10 protein-coding genes are annotated in these 14,367 nt (G+C 69.9%); 6 read left to right on the top strand and 4 right to left on the bottom strand.

From position 1 onward, the window contains the following. Positions 1 to 38: 38 nt before the first annotated feature. Together ACLZN2_RS19795 and ACLZN2_RS19790 are read right to left on the bottom strand one after the other, a co-directional pair. Positions 39 to 1,424, bottom strand: coding sequence for an NAD(P)/FAD-dependent oxidoreductase (locus ACLZN2_RS19795; RefSeq protein WP_416979821.1), 1,386 nt, complete (start codon positions 1,422 to 1,424; stop codon positions 39 to 41). A gap of 106 nt (positions 1,425 to 1,530) precedes the next feature. Beyond that, complete coding sequence (locus tag ACLZN2_RS19790; protein ID WP_416979820.1) at positions 1,531 to 2,874, bottom strand: MFS transporter; 1,344 nt, start codon at positions 2,872 to 2,874, stop codon at positions 1,531 to 1,533. A gap of 311 nt (positions 2,875 to 3,185) precedes the next feature. On the opposite strand from ACLZN2_RS19790, the gene ACLZN2_RS19785 reads away from it, so the two are divergent. The 5 genes from ACLZN2_RS19785 to ACLZN2_RS19765 all read left to right on the top strand — a co-directional run bounded on the left by ACLZN2_RS19785 (position 3,186) and on the right by ACLZN2_RS19765 (position 8,850). Beyond that, complete coding sequence (locus ACLZN2_RS19785) at positions 3,186 to 5,039, top strand: helix-turn-helix domain-containing protein (protein WP_416979819.1); 1,854 nt, start codon at positions 3,186 to 3,188, stop codon at positions 5,037 to 5,039. Positions 5,040 to 5,087: 48 nt separating this feature from the next. Continuing rightward, entirely contained in the window at positions 5,088 to 5,759 is a 672-nt protein-coding gene (locus ACLZN2_RS19780; protein WP_416979818.1) for a GntR family transcriptional regulator, read from the top strand. A 340-nt stretch (positions 5,760 to 6,099) separates the two neighbouring features. Further along, the gene (locus tag ACLZN2_RS19775; RefSeq protein ID WP_416979817.1) at positions 6,100 to 7,029 is read left to right on the top strand and encodes an ABC transporter substrate-binding protein; all 930 of its coding nucleotides are present in this window, start codon (positions 6,100 to 6,102) and stop codon (positions 7,027 to 7,029) included. Positions 7,030 to 7,064: 35 nt separating this feature from the next. Next, positions 7,065 to 8,021: an amino acid ABC transporter permease gene (locus ACLZN2_RS19770; RefSeq protein WP_416979816.1), complete on the top strand. Its 957-nt coding sequence runs from the start codon at positions 7,065 to 7,067 to the stop codon at positions 8,019 to 8,021. Positions 8,022 to 8,043: 22 nt separating this feature from the next. Beyond that, a complete protein-coding gene (locus ACLZN2_RS19765; RefSeq protein ID WP_416979815.1) occupies positions 8,044 to 8,850 on the top strand; it encodes an amino acid ABC transporter ATP-binding protein in 807 nt (268 codons plus the stop codon). Positions 8,851 to 8,874: 24 nt separating this feature from the next. Here the strand turns inward: ACLZN2_RS19765 and ACLZN2_RS19760 are convergent, their stop codons facing one another. Both ACLZN2_RS19760 and ACLZN2_RS19755 read right to left on the bottom strand, forming a co-directional pair. Then, a complete protein-coding gene (locus ACLZN2_RS19760) occupies positions 8,875 to 9,936 on the bottom strand; it encodes a maleylacetate reductase (RefSeq protein ID WP_416979814.1) in 1,062 nt (353 codons plus the stop codon). After that, complete coding sequence (locus ACLZN2_RS19755; protein WP_416979813.1) at positions 9,933 to 10,802, bottom strand: dioxygenase; 870 nt, start codon at positions 10,800 to 10,802, stop codon at positions 9,933 to 9,935. Before ACLZN2_RS19755 ends, ACLZN2_RS19760 begins: the two co-directional genes overlap by 4 nt. A gap of 370 nt (positions 10,803 to 11,172) precedes the next feature. Between ACLZN2_RS19755 and ACLZN2_RS19750 the strand changes: the two genes are divergently transcribed. Continuing rightward, complete coding sequence (locus tag ACLZN2_RS19750) at positions 11,173 to 14,301, top strand: GH92 family glycosyl hydrolase (RefSeq protein WP_416979812.1); 3,129 nt, start codon at positions 11,173 to 11,175, stop codon at positions 14,299 to 14,301. Positions 14,302 to 14,367 lie beyond the last annotated feature (66 nt).

Here is a 14,367-nt window from a genome sequence, read left to right as displayed (position 1 = left end):
CTCTCGGAGCTCCGGCCAGGGGTGGGGATGAGGGTGTGCTACGCGTTCCGTGCCGCCGCCAGGTCGCGCGCGGTGCTCTGCCGGTCGGTGGCCAGCAGGCTGCGCACCTCGTGGGCAGCTGTCAGGCCGGTCTGGATCGCGGTCTCGGTGTAGAGGGTGCCGAGGTAGTCACCGGCCAGGAACACCCGGCCGCCACGCCGGGTCAGGGTCTGCTGGAGCTTGCCGCGGCCGGGGAAGCAGTAGGGCGCGCCCGTGGGCCAGCGCTGGATCTCGGCCTCCACGACGTTGTCGGCGAAGCCCGGCAGCACCTGGTCCAGGTCGTCGAGGTAGATCCGGCGGATCTTGTCGTCGTCGTGCTCCAGCAGTTCGCGGGCGAGGCTGCCCGGCGAGAAGGTCATGATGCTGCTGCCGGGGCGGCGTTCGGCGGAGTAGCCGTGGACGACGTTCGACATGTTCAGCGCGACGTTGAAGGACCGCTTCGGGGTCGCGATGCCGTAGGCGTCGTCCCAGACCTGGGGGCCGGTCTCGTCGCTGAGGAACGCGGCGCTGACGTAAGGCCCGTAGATGATCTTCGACAGGGCCTCTCGGACGTCGCGGTCGAGGTCGACCGCGACGCGGTGGCTGACGGTCGCGGGAGTGGCGAGGACCACGTAACGCGCCTCGACCTCCCGCTCGACGCCGTCCCGGCGGTAGCGGACGACGACCGAGTCCTTCTTGTGGACGATCTCGTCGACGGACGCGTTCAGCCGTACCCGGTCCGACAGGGCCGCGGCGATGGACTCGGTGAGGGTGGACGGTCCACCGAGGATGCTCTGCGAGAGACCGCCTCCGATGCCCCAGACCAGGCTGAAGTAGCCGACGCCCGCGCCTGCCGAGAGCTGGTCCATGTCCGCGGACGAGCGCGTCACCGTGGGCTTGAACAACGCCTCGGCGTCCTCGGGGAGATCGCCGATGAAGTCCTGGAAGGAGCGGTCGTTCATGAAGTCGTAGATCCGCTGCTGGTGCTGCGCCGCGGTCTCGCCCCGCCGCCGTTGCACGATGCGTGCGTAACGCGCCACGTGCATCGCGACCTTGGCGCCCGCCGTGACCATGGCGACCCGCGCCGCCATCGGCATCGGAATGCGGAACGGGTACGTCTCCACGCGCCCCTTGAGCAGCAGCTTGCCGTTCATGGCCAGCCCGGCGAGCGAGCCCGGCACCGGAGCGGACTCGACCCCGGTGTTGTCCAGCAGCCAGGACGTCGCGGAGTTCCCGCCGGCGTAGACGTGACCGCCCCAGTTCATCCAGTACGGGCCCCGGCGCTCGGACCGGATGCGTCCCCCGACCCGTCCCTCGGATTCGAGCAGGAGCGTGTCCCAGTGCCGCAGTCGCCAGCCGGCGGCCAGGCCTGCGATGCCGCCGCCTACGATCACGACGTCTTTCATGGGGAACCTCCTGAACAAGTGCGGGTGAAGAGTGCGAACCGCCCGGCCCGCGGGCGCGAGCTGCCCCGGGCCCCCACCAGGTGGGGGCCCGTCGCGACGGTGAGGGTCAGACCGCGGCGGGGCGGGCGGCGGATTCCGGCCTGGGCGTCAGCGCGGCGGCCTCGTGCAGGGCCATGCCGCGCGTCTCGGGCGCCCAGAAGACGGAGACGACGGCTCCCACGGCGTTGATGACGGCGGCGGCGAGCATGGTGCCGCCGATGCCCCAGCTGGTCAGCGCCATGGGGACGAGGTAGGTGCCGACGGCGGCGCCGATCCGGCTGGCGGACGAGGCCAGGCCCACGGCGGAGCCGCGCACCTCGGTCGGGAACAGTTCGTTCGGGTAGATCCACTGGAGGATCTGGGTGCCGCCGATGATGAGCGCGTACCCGGAGAAGAGCACCATGATCACGGCCGCGGGCGCGTCGGGGAAGACACCGAGCAGCAGCAGCGCCAGGCCCGACCAGACGAAGCTGTGGATGACCAGGGGGCGCCGCCCCATGCGGTTCACGAACAGCAGGGCGACCACACAGCCGATGAGGAACATGACGGTGATCAGGGCGGAGCCGACGTTGGCCAGCGAGCCTTCCAGCTTCAGCGCGCCCAGGATCTTCGGGCCGAAGGCGTAGATGGCGAAGAGCGGGACGATGGAACAGGTCCAGAAGACCGAGATGTAGAGCATCCGGCCGCCGTAGCCGGCGCGCAGGATCGCCTTGAGGTCGACGTTCTCGCGCTCTTCCTGCTCCTCCGGCAGGTCGGCGATGGTCGCCTCGGGGCCGTAGACCTTCTTCAGGACGGCCTCGGCCTCGTCGACACGTCCCTTGTTCGCCAGCCAGCGAGGGGACTCGGGGGTACCGAGGCGCAGCAGCACGATGACCGTCGCGGGCAGCGCCGCGCTGGCAAGCATCCACCGCCAGGCGTCGTCGCCGGTCTGCAGGAGCAGCTCGCCCACGATGTACGCCACCGCGGCACCGACGAACCACATGACGACCAGGCCGCCCAGCAGCGGACCCCGGTAACGGCGCGGGGTGAACTCGGCCAGCAGCGAGGTGGCGATGGGGTAGTCCGCGCCGACCGCCATGCCGATCAGCAGTCGCAGGACGAACAGCCACACCGGGTCGGTGGCCCAGAACTGGGCGACGGAACAGCCGATGATGGCGACCAGGTCGATCGTGTAGAGGACCTGGCGGCCGAACCTGTCCGTCAGCCAGCCGCCCACGAACGCGCCGAGGAAGATGCCGATCAGCGCGGACGCGCCGATCAGTCCCTCGGCGGAGGACGAAAGATCCAGCTGCGGCGAGATCTGCACCATGGCGACGCCGATGATGCTCAGGACATAGCCGTCGAGGAACGGCCCCCCGGAGGAGTACAGCGCCAGCTTCTTGTGGAAGCGCGACAGGGGCGCGTCATCCACTCGGTTTCCTGCGGTTACTGTCATCACAGCCTCCGGGAGCGGAACCCGGACATGCCCGTTTCAGGGCAGGTCCGGGCCAGGTCGGGGTTGTTGTGCTGGTGCGGGAGCTCGTGTGCCGCCCGCCCGGCGGGTGGGGGCGGGGTCGGCCGGGCTCGCCGATCGTGGAGAACTCGCGGTTTCGTGGGGACGCCGGCGGTGTGACCACCGGATGGCAACGAAGTATGTGAAGGCCGGGGGCCGCCAACAATGCCCGTGGTGCGGCACCCTGTCCCTGGGTGTGTTCGAGTCAGAAGTTCGGCTACGGTTGCCGTATGGCCGGTCGTCCCCGCGATGCCGTCGTCCTCACCGAGGACGAACGCACCGAACTGCTGCTGTGGACCCGCAGCCGCACCTGCTCACAGGCTCGTGCCCTGCGCGCCCGGATCGTGCTCGCCTGCGCGGACGAGCCCACCAACACCGCCGTCGCCGAACGCCTCGGCGTCTCCCGCGACATGGTGACCAAATGGCGCGCCCGTTTCCTCGCCGACCGGCTGGCCGGCCTGGACGAGCAGCCCCGCGCCGGCCGCCCGCCCACGGCCGACGACGACGCCGTCGCACATGTCCTCGTCCGCACCCTCACCCCGCCGCCGCCCGGCGCCCGGCGCGGCTGGTCGACCCGCTCGATGGCGGCCGAGACCGGCCTCAGCCAGTCCACGGTGAGCCGGATCTGGCGCACCTACCGCACCCGGCCGGGAGAGCGGGTCGCGGCCGGCCCGCGCCGGGCCTGGTCCCTGCCGGGCCACGCCGAGGAGGTGATCGGCCTGTTCGTCGCCCCGCCGGTGTGCGTGCTCGCCGTGACGGGCCGGGCCGGGCGCGGTGGCGCCGGGCGCCCCTCGGGCACGACCGCTGCGGGCCGGCTGTTCGGGCCCGACCACGAGGCGGCCCACGTCCTGTCCGTGGCCTGCGCCTTCGCCGCTCTGCGGGGCGGGAGGCACATCGGGGCGGACGACCCCGTGCTGCGCGCGTTCGTGGAGCAGGTCAGGTCGGCGGCCGGTGCCGGGGCGAGCGTGCATCTGCTGGCCCACGGCGTACCGGAGGACGGCACGGGTGGCCCCGACCGGCCCGACCCGGCCGTGCCCTCGTACCCGCGCTGGCACCGCGCGCCCGGCTCCGAGGCCTGGACCGAGGAAGCCCACCGCTTCCTCGCCGACGACGACCGGCTCCCCCATGAGGCGTCGTCCGACCTGCCCCGCCTCCGAGACGCGCTGCTGACCTGGTCCACCACCTGGACCCCGTCCGCCGCGCCGTTCGCCCGCGTCGCCACTCCGCGACCGTCGTACGCCGCCCCGGCCATCTGCGGCCCTGCAAACGACTCGATCGTCCCGGAACCGCGCGCACTCGACCACACGACCGCGAGCTCAGCGGTGCAGGTCACTTCCCCGGGCGCCCCGATCACCACCGACCCTGTCGTCGGCATGCTGCGTGAAGCGCTCCTCACCGGCGGCTACCGGTCCGGCGACCGCGTCCGGGAGACGCCGCTCGCGGTGCGGCTCGACCTCTCCCGCCGGAGCGTGCGCGCGGGTCTGCACGCGCTGGTCGAGGAGGGCATGCTCGACCTGCTGCCGGGCGGTGCGACCGCGATCCCGGCCGTCACGGCGAAGGACGTACTGGACCTCTACGCCCTGCGGGCCAGCCTGGGCGCGCTGCTCATGCGCCGTATCGCGATGCTGGGCCGCGAGAATCTGGCCCCGGCCTCGGCGGCGCTGGCGGAGGTACGGGGGGCCGCGCGGGACAACGATCATCTGCGGATCCGGGAAGTGGACCTGCGGTATCAGGACGCGCTCGCGCGGATCGCGGACCTGCCGCAGGCCGCCGGCACGTTCGAGCGGCTCACGGCACGTCTGCGGATGTTCGTGACGGTCCTGGACATGGACTACAGCCAGGCCTGCGACACCATCGCCGACGAGGACAGCGCCGTCCATCAAGCGCTGCTCGACGCCGACGGGAACGAGGCCGCGCGGCTGTGGCGGGTCAAGATCGAGCGCTGTGTGCGCTACATGATCGCCCAGTTGTCCGAGGACGACGTCGCCCCGTACCTGTGGACCACCCTGGCGGGCAGGCCACGCATGCGGCCCGCGGATCCACGGGCCGCTGACGCCCAGGGAACCCGCAACCTTATGATGTGATCACAAAGTGTCCCGGGGGTTTCCAAAGGTTGGGGAGGAGTCGTGCGCATGTCCAAGCGTGTCGAGCCGGCGGCCTCGTTGACCGACCAGGTGTACGCGGTTCTGCACGAGGCGATCACCAGCGGCGAGTACCCGGCCGGCTACCGCTTGCGCATCCGTGACATCGCCGCCGAGGTCGGAACCAGCGTGATGCCGGTGCGCGAGGCGATCCGGCGCCTCGAGGAGTCCGGCTTCGCCGAACGGGTCCCGCACAAGGGCTCGGTGGTGAAGGGGCTGCACCTCGCCGAACTGCTGCACGTCTACGAAACGCGTCGCCTCCTGGAGGTCGAGGCCGCGCGTCGCGGTGCCGCGCTGATCGGCAAGGAAGACGTGGCCCGCATGCGTCACGAGTACGAGCTGATGCGCCAGGCACTCGTCGAGGGTGCCATCGTCCCGTACCTCGATCACGACGAGGCCCTCCTCGCCATCCTCTACGAGGCGGGTGGCAACCCGGTGATGCTCAACATCATCCGCACCCTGTGGCAGCACTGTCGCGCCTACAAGATCGTCGGCGCACGGGGGGCCCTCGGCACGCAGAGCTACGACACCCTGTGGCAGTACCAGGAACGCCTGGTCGCGGCCGTTGACAGCAACGACGTCGAGGCGGCCGTCACGGCCAACGACGAGTCGATCCTCGCCGCCTCCGACCGGATCAAGGCGCAGCTCGAAGCCCTGAGCTGAGCGGAAAGGGGGGCCGGCCACGCCGGTCCACCCGCCCGGGAACCGTCTCACCCATCACCTGCCGTGGCTGATTCGCCACGTTCCGAGGCCGCCCCGACCACCGGCGCGCCGCCTTCGCGATCTTCACCATCGCCCGCACTCGCTCCCGTGTTTTTACCGAAGCGATATTTGCCCAGGTCACAGCCGGTATAAAAGATAACGAAGCAAAAAGATCTGTGATCACATCTTGTCAGGCCTTGCAGAAGGTGCCAAGTTACGAGCCACCACCGAGCCCTGGGTCGTTTGCGAGCAAGGTCCTGTTGCTGCCGATCCGCTCTGGCCCATCAGTCAAGGGAGAGTCATGACACGTGTGCGCGTTTCACGGCTGATTCGTTTCGGATCGATCGTCGGTTCCATCGCCCTGATCGGGTCGACCGCGGCATGCGGTTCGTCCGATGCGGAGTCCGCCGGGTCCGGGTCGGACAAGGCGTCGAACAAGGTCGCCTCGATCGCCGCCATGGTCCCCAAGTCGATAGCTCAGAAGGGGACGTTGACCATCGCGGCCGCCACCTACCCGCCCGCGGTGATCGAGCCCGCCAACGGTGCGACGCCCACCGGCTGGGACGTCGAGAACGTGCGGCAGATCGCCGCGGTCCTGGGTCTGAAGGTCAACGTCAAGATCGTGCCGTTCAACGGCATCATCGCCGGCCTCCAGGCGGGCCGTTACGACGCCGCGACCGGGGAGATCTACGCGACGGACGAGCGCCTGGAGACGGTCACGTTCGTCACCAACCACTCCTCGGACGACGCCCTCATGGTGCCCGCCGACAGCAAGATCACCAGCGCCGAGGCCAACACCGATCTCTGCGGTCTCACCGTGGCCGCGTCGCTCGGCTCCGCCGAGGCCGCTCTGGCCCAGAAGGTCGCCGGGGAGTGCAAGAGCGCGGGCAAGGCCGCGCTCACCGTCAAGACCTTCGATTCGCAGGCGAACGTCAACCTCGCCCTGAAGGGAGGCCGGGTCGACGCGGCGGTGAGCAGCGCGAGCCAGATCGCCTACGTCATGAGCCAGTCCAAGAACCAGTTCAAGCTCGTCGACCTGCCCTGGGCCCCGAAGTACAAGACCGGCCTGGTCCTGCCGCGCAACGACGACACGGCGAAGTTCGCCGAAGCGGTCAGGCTGGCCACCGATCATCTGATCGGGAACGGCCGGCTGCAGAAGATCCTCGACAAGTGGAACGGCGGCAAGGGTCTGATCCGGGGCGCCGAGATCCTTCCGGCCTCCGCCGGCTGACCGAGGGAAGTCGACTCATGAAACATGCTGCCACCATGGACTCCACTCACGTGGATCCGTCCGCCGTCCCACCCTCGGACATCGTGCCCATGCGCTACCAGGGCCGGCGTCTGGCCGCCCTGCTCGTCCTCCTCGTCGCGGCCGACCTGGCCTACTCCGTGACGACCAACGACAACTTCGACTGGCCGACGGTCGGCGAGTATCTGTTCAACCCCGAGATCATGAAGGGCCTGGGCACCACGCTGATCCTCACGGCGGTGTCCATGACCCTCGGCATCATCCTCGGCATCGTGCTCGCCGCGTGCCGGATGTCGGAGAACCGGGTGCTGTCGTACCTCTCGGGTGCGTATCTCTGGTTCTTCCGGGGCACACCGCTCCTCGTCCAGCTGATCTTCTGGTTCAACCTCTCGGCCCTCTACCCGAGGCTGTCGCTCAGCGTGCCGTTCGGCGGCCCCGAGCTCCTCGGCGCACCCACCAACAGCCTGCTCACACTGTGGCCCGTGGCCATCATCGGCCTGACCCTCAACGAATCGGCCTACATGGCGGAGATCGTGCGCGGCGGCCTGCTCTCGGTGCCCAGGCACCAGACGGAGGCGGCCCTCGCGCTCGGCATGAACCGATGGCTGACCTTCTACCGGGTCGTCCTGCCCCAGGCCCTGCGGGTGATCGTCCCGCCCACCGGCAACCAGGTCATCGGGATGCTGAAGCACACCTCGCTGGTGAGCATCATCGCCCTCGCCGACCTGCTGTACTCGGCGCAGCTGATCTACTCGCAGAACTTCCGCACGATCCCGCTGCTCGTGGTGATCTCTTTCTGGTACCTGCTGTGCACCACGGTTCTGTCCTACGCCCAGAGCCACATCGAGCGTCACTACGGGCGAGGCGTCCAGATCGCGGCACACCGGCCGAGCGGATTCGCGAAGTTCCGGTCGCGCACCTCTTCCCGGCGCCCACGGCCGTCCCGGTCGAACGACAACCCGACTCCGGCGTGAGACAAGGACCGGTGAAGCTCCCATGAACGCAACAGAGTCCACAACCCACGTCACCGAGGCCCCGAAGGGCGATCCGATCGTCCGGATCATCGACCTCCACAAGAGCTTCGGCGCCGTCGAAGTCCTCAAGGGCGTCGACCTGGAGGTGCACCGCGGCCAGGTGGTCGTCCTCCTGGGACGGTCCGGCTCCGGCAAGAGCACCATGCTGCGGTGCATCAATCACCTCGAACGGCCCTCCAGCGGCACGGTCATCGTCGAGGGCGAGGTGATCGGCCACCGCATCAAGGGCGACAAGCTGCACGAACTGCCGCCCTCGGCCATCGCCAGGCAGCGCACCAAGACCGGCATGGTCTTCCAGTCGTACAACCTCTTCCCGCACATGACGGTGATGGAGAACCTCATCGAGGCGCCACGCCGGGTCAAGGGGGTGGACAAGGGCCAGGCCATGGCGGATGCCCTGGAGGCGCTGGAGGAAGTGGGCATGGCCCACAAGGCCGACGTCTATCCGAGCACACTCTCCGGCGGCCAGCAGCAGCGCGTGGCGATCGCCCGCGCCCTGGTCATGAAGCCCAGCGTCATGCTCTTCGACGAGCCGACCTCGGCGCTGGACCCCGAGTTGGTCGGTGAGGTGCTGGGCGTCATGAAGCGGCTGGCCACCACGGGCATGACGATGATCGTGGTCACCCACGAGATCGGCTTCGCCCGCGGTGTCGCCGACGAGGTCGTCTTCATGTCCGAGGGCCGGCTCGTCGAACAGGGGCCGCCGTCCCAGGTCATCGACGCCCCCGTCCACGAGGCGACGCGGACCTTCATCTCCAGCATCCTGTGACGGTGATCCCCGGTGGGCGGGTCTTCACGATCCGGGGGCGAGAGTGCCGTGCAACGCGTCCGTGAGCAGGGAACGTACGGCTTCGGCCGTCACCGGGCGAGGGTTCGCGTACGGCTGCCCCACCGCCTGCCCGACGATCTCGTCCACGTGCTCCTCGGCGAGACCGATCTCGGCGAGGGAACGAGGGGCACCGAGCCCGACGGAGGTACGGGCCAGGTGCAGGGACACATCGGTGGTGGCCAGGGCGCGGCGCAGCGCCTGGTCGGCCTCCGGTGCCGCCGGGAGGTTGAAGGCGGCGACGTACGGGAGCAGGACCGTGTGGGTCTCGGCGTGCGGCAGGTCGAAGGTGCCGCCGAGGATGTGGCAGAGCTTGTGGTGCAGCGACATCGTGGTGGCGCCGAGGCAGGCCCCGCACAGCCAGGCCCCGCGCAGGGCCTCCGTCCTGGCCGGGAGGTCATGGGGGTCCTTGACGACGGCGGGCAGCGCGGCCGCCAGTGAACGGACGCCTTCCTCGGCCATCAGGGAGACGATCGGGGAGATGTCCGGGGCGTACAGCGCTTCGACGGCATGGGCGATGGCGTTGAAGCCGCTGGTCACCGACGCGCCGACCGGGAGCCGGAGGGTGAGTTCGGGGTCGTAGACCACACTGCGCGGCAGGACGGCACGGTCGCGGCCGGTGCGCTTGCGGCCGTTCTCGGTGAGGCCCCAGACGGGCGTCATCTCGGAGCCGGCATAGGTGGTGGGGACACTGATGACGGGCAGTCCCGTCTCCAGGGCGATCGCCTTGCCCAGGCCGATCGTGGAGCCGCCCCCGACGGCCAGGCAACCGTCGGCGCGGGTCTCACGTGCGGTCTTGACGGCCGCCGCGGCGATGTCGGCCGGTACGTGCATCCGGGCGTCGGTGAAGCGGCCCACGCAGGCGTCCCCGAGCAGCGCCGCAATGCGCTCGGCGAGCCCCCGCCGAGTCGGCGTCGACAGCACGAGCAGCCGGCGCAGCCCCAACCGCTCTGCTTCCTGAGGGACTTGGGCGAGACTCCCGGCGCCGAAGACCACCCGCATGGGCAGGGCCTCGTAGGTGAAGCTCATCGCGTTGCCCTCTTCTCCTGCGCCAGAACGATGTCGAACCGGGCGTGGGTGAAGGGCGCGGTCACTCCGAAGCGGTCGGCGTCCTCGGTGTCGTACGACTCGGCGAAGTCGGTGATGAGGCCGCGCTTCACGGCGAAGACGGCGTCGGAGTCGATGTAGGGGCTGCCCGCGACGAACGCGTGGGTGGTGACCGGCCGGTGGCCGTCGGCGCTCGCGATGAAGTGGATGTGGGCGGGCCGGTACGCGTGGCGCCCGGTGGCCCGGAGCAGGCCGCCGACCGGGCCGTCGGTGGGGATCGGGTAGTGGGAGGGGATCACGCCGCGGAACCAGTAGCGGCCCTCCTCGTCCGTGCGGAACAGGCCCCGCCCGTTGCCGGGCGGCTGGACGTCGGGCTGCTGGACGTCGTAGAAGCCGTCCTCGGTGCACTGCCAGACGTCGAGTTCGGCGCCGGGCAGGGGCGTGCCGTCGGTACTGGTCACCCGGCCGGAGGTCACGCACGGCCGGCCGGTGCCCAACAGGTCGATGGAGTCGCCGAGTTCACGGCGCGGGGAGACGGTCATGTGGAAGGGGCCCAGGACCGTGCTCTCGGTGCCGTGTTCGTCGCCGTTCAGGGTCTCCACGAGCATGGAGACGCCCAGGACGTCGGAGAGAAGGACGAACTCCTGCCGTGTGTCGTCGCATTGCTTTCCGACGGCGGTGAGGAAACCGATCGCGGCCTCCCACTCCTCCAGCGTGGGTTCGATGTCCCGGACGAAGTCGTGCAGATGACGGGTCAGGCTCTCCAGCACCCGCCGCAGCCGCGGATCCCCGGTGTTCCTGAAGCTTTCCACGACCGCGGCGGTGGCGGTCTCGACGGTGAAGTCCATGCAGGTGCCCAACTGTTGGTACGGAGGTGGCCGGTGAACCAGTCCGCGGTGAAGGCGTCGCGTTCCACGGCGTGGTGGTAGAGAGTGTGCTCGCCGTCGGGCCGGATGCGCAGGTTCGACATCCCGGGGGTGGCCGCGCGCAGGAAGGGTTCCTGGTCCTCGTGGCGGGCGAGCCGACCTGTGCGTACGGCCTTGACCTTGGCGTGGACATGCTTGACCGTGTGTGGTCGAGACGTCGTCGCACAGGAGGCGCACAGTGGAACGCTTCAGAACGAAAGTCGCAGCCGTCACCGCATGCGTGGCAGTACTGGCGGCGGGATCCGCTGCGCCCGCCTCCGCTCTGACATCGTTATCAAGGTCTACGACAACGTTGTCCACACACCAGGCGGAACTGGTGGAGGATCCAGCCGACTACGTGGACCCGCTCATCGGCACCGGCAGGGGCGGCGAGTCGGTGGGAGAGATCAACAACTTCCCAGGTCCGTCGACCCCGTTCGGCATGATGCAGTTCTCCCCCGACACCGAGGGCTCCTACGCCGGGTACCAGTACCACAGCGAAAGGATCAAGGGCTTCAGCCTCGATCACGCATCGGTCGGCTGCACCGCGTTCGGTGACGTGCCGCTGCTGCCGGTCGTCGGCGACGTCGGTGCCTCGCCGTGGGCCCGCACCGAGAAGTTCACGCACACCGACGAGCAGGCGGAGGCCGGCTACTACGCCGTGACCACCGGCGACGACGCGAGGACACGCACCGAGCTGACCGCCACCACCCGCACCGGGCTCGCCGCGTTCACCTTCCCCGCACAGGCGGCAGGCAAGGCGCAGGTACTGGTCAAGGGCGGCGGCAGCCTGGCCGGCGACAAGGAGGCCGAGCTGCGGATCAACGGCGACCGTGAGGTCACCGGCTCCGCGACCACGGGCGACTTCTGCGGCAAGGGCAACGAGTACACCGTCCACTACGCGATCACCTTCGACCGCCCCTTCACCGCCCACGGCACCTGGGACGGCAGGACGGTGACCGAGGGCGGCGATGCGGTCGACGCCCCCAAAGCGGGCGCCTACCTGACCTTCGACACGTCGAACGAACGCACGGTCCGCGCCAAGGTCTCCATGTCGTACGTCTCGGTCGACGGCGCCAAGGCCAACATGGCCGCGGAGATGCCCGGTTGGAGCCTGGACGAGGTGCGCAAGCAGACCAGGTCCGAGTGGACCGAGGCACTGCGCAAGATCCGGATCGCGGGCGGCGAAACCGGTGAGCGGAAGATGTTCTACACGTTCCTCTACCACTCGCTGATGCACCCGAACACCTTCAACGACGCCGACGGCCGCTACATCGGCTTCGACGACAAGATCCGAACGCTGCCCGAGGGCCGTACCCAGTACGCCAACTTCTCCGACTGGGACACCTACCGCAGCCTCGCCCCGCTCCAGGCGATGCTGTTCCCCGAGCAGGCGAGCGACATGGCGCAGTCGCTCGTCAACGACGCCGAGCAGGGCGGCTGGTGGCCGCGCTGGCCGCTCGCGAACGACTACACCGGCCAGATGACCGGTGACAGCTCCGTGGCGCTGATCGCGAACCTGTACGCCTACGGCGCCCGCGACTTCGACCTGAAGACCGCGCTGAAGTACCTGGTCAAGGGCGCGACCTCGGTGGACGGCACACCCGGTGCGTATCAGGAGCGGCCAGGTGTGGAGGAGTACGTGGAGCGCGGATACGCGAACAACAGCGTCGTGCGCGGCGACCACGCCCGCGTCGGCGCCTCGGTCACCCTCGAATGGGCGATCGACGACTTCGGCATCGCCCAACTGGCGAAGGCGGCGGGCGACAAGGACACGGCACACGCCTTCACGCGCCGCGGTCAGAACTGGCAGAACATCCTCAACCCGGCCACCGGCTACCTCTCCCCGCGCGGCGAGGACGGCCGCTTCCCCGACGGGCCCGGCTACCAGCCGCCGGCACAGGGCAGGTTCGGCCAGGACGGCTTCGACGAGGGCAACGCGGCGCAGTACAACTGGCTGGTGCCGCAGAACACGGCCGGCCTGATCCAGGCGATGGGCGGCCGCGCGACCACGGCGAAGCGTCTCGACACCTTCTTCACCAAGCTCAACGCCGGGCCGAACGAGCCGTACATGTGGGCCGGCAACGAGGTGAACTTCGGCGTCCCGTGGATCTACAACCACGTCGGACAGCCCTGGAAGACCCAGGAGACGGTCCGCAGGATCGCCACCACCCTCTTCAGCCCGACCCCGGACGGCGAACCGGGCAACGACGACCTCGGCGCCCAGTCCTCCTGGTACGTCTGGGCCGCCCTCGGCCTCTACCCCGCCACCCCGGGCACCTCCGACCTGTCGGTGCACAGCCCGCTGTTCCCGCGTGCGGTCCTGGATCTGCCGGGCACCGGGCGCGACCTGGACATCCGTGCTCCGAAGGCCGCGGCGGGCACGCCGTACGTGCACGGGCTGCGGCTGGGCGGCCACGACTGGGAGCGCACCCACCTGCCGCGGTCCGCGGTCACGAAGGGCGGCCGGCTGGACTTCGACCTGTCCGGGACGCCGGACAGGTCCTGGGCGACATCGGCGAGGGCGGAGCCGCCGTCGTACCGGGAGGGCGAGCAGGACTTCCTGGCGTACGCGACACCGAACCAGGTGATCGCCGCCCCGGGCGGTGACGGCGCGAAGCTCACGGTGCACGCGCAGCGGCTCGGCGGACACGACCGCAGACTGACGGTCACCGCGAACGCCCCGGCCGGACTGACGGTGTCCGGCGCAGGCGTCGCCCTCGACCCGCGCACGGGCTCCGGCACCGCGGACCTGACGGTGACGGCGGCGGCCGGCATCGACCCCGGCTACTACGAGCTGCCGCTCACCGTCCGAGGGAGCGGCAGCGCCGTGCACCGCACCGCGATCGTGCTGGTCGCCGAGGACGGCGGTGTCACCGCGGCCCTCGCCGGCGCGTACTCGGGCACGGGCGTGTCGAACGACGGCAGAACAGCCGAGGCCGACTACGACGGCGCCGGGAACAGCTACTCGCGGCAGGCTCTGGCGGCCGCCGGACTTGTGGGCGGTGCCCACATGGAGGCCTCGGGCACGACCTTCGTCTGGCCCGGCCCGCCCGCCACCCGGCCGGACAACATCACGGCGAACGGCCAGACGCTCGACATCGCGGCCGACGCCAAGGACGCGAAGCGGCTCCTGTTCGTCGGCTCGGCCACGAACGGCGATCAGAAGGGGAGCGCCGCGGTCACGTTCACCGACGGCACCACGGCGCAGGCCGACCTGTCCTTCGGCGACTGGACCCTGCCGGGCGGCGGCTCGGATCCGGTCTACGGCAACACCGTCGTGGCGAAGACGCAGTACCGCAACACACCGAACGGTAAGGGCGCACCGGTGTACGTGTTCGCGACCCAGCCGTACGAAGTGCCGGAGGGCAAGCGGATCGCGTCCGTCACGCTGCCGAAGGAAGGAGATCTGCACGTGTTCTCGGTGGCGCTCGGCGACTGACGGAGCCGGCTCCTCTCCAGCCGTCGGCCGGAGAGGAGCCAGTCGCGGATGCTCGGGACGGCTTTT

Source organism: Streptomyces sp. T028 (assembly GCF_048159505.1).
Lineage (GTDB): Bacteria > Actinomycetota > Actinomycetes > Streptomycetales > Streptomycetaceae > Streptomyces.
Note: the sequence above shows the minus strand (reverse complement) of the source record. Positions and strands in the feature narration are given on the sequence as shown.

What these genes read in the sequence shown, in the direction of transcription:
- ACLZN2_RS19795 (WP_416979821.1), bottom strand. Translation starts at nt 1,424, where the DNA reads ATGAAAGACGTCGTGATCGTAGGCGGCGGCATCGCAGGCCTGGCCGCC.
- ACLZN2_RS19785 (WP_416979819.1), top strand. Translation starts at nt 3,186, where the DNA reads ATGGCCGGTCGTCCCCGCGATGCCGTCGTCCTCACCGAGGACGAACGC.
- ACLZN2_RS19780 (WP_416979818.1), top strand. Translation starts at nt 5,088, where the DNA reads ATGTCCAAGCGTGTCGAGCCGGCGGCCTCGTTGACCGACCAGGTGTAC.
- ACLZN2_RS19775 (WP_416979817.1), top strand. Translation starts at nt 6,100, where the DNA reads ATGACACGTGTGCGCGTTTCACGGCTGATTCGTTTCGGATCGATCGTC.
- ACLZN2_RS19770 (WP_416979816.1), top strand. Translation starts at nt 7,065, where the DNA reads ATGGACTCCACTCACGTGGATCCGTCCGCCGTCCCACCCTCGGACATC.
- ACLZN2_RS19765 (WP_416979815.1), top strand. Translation starts at nt 8,044, where the DNA reads ATGAACGCAACAGAGTCCACAACCCACGTCACCGAGGCCCCGAAGGGC.
- ACLZN2_RS19760 (WP_416979814.1), bottom strand. Translation starts at nt 9,936, where the DNA reads ATGAGCTTCACCTACGAGGCCCTGCCCATGCGGGTGGTCTTCGGCGCC.
- ACLZN2_RS19755 (WP_416979813.1), bottom strand. Translation starts at nt 10,802, where the DNA reads ATGGACTTCACCGTCGAGACCGCCACCGCCGCGGTCGTGGAAAGCTTC.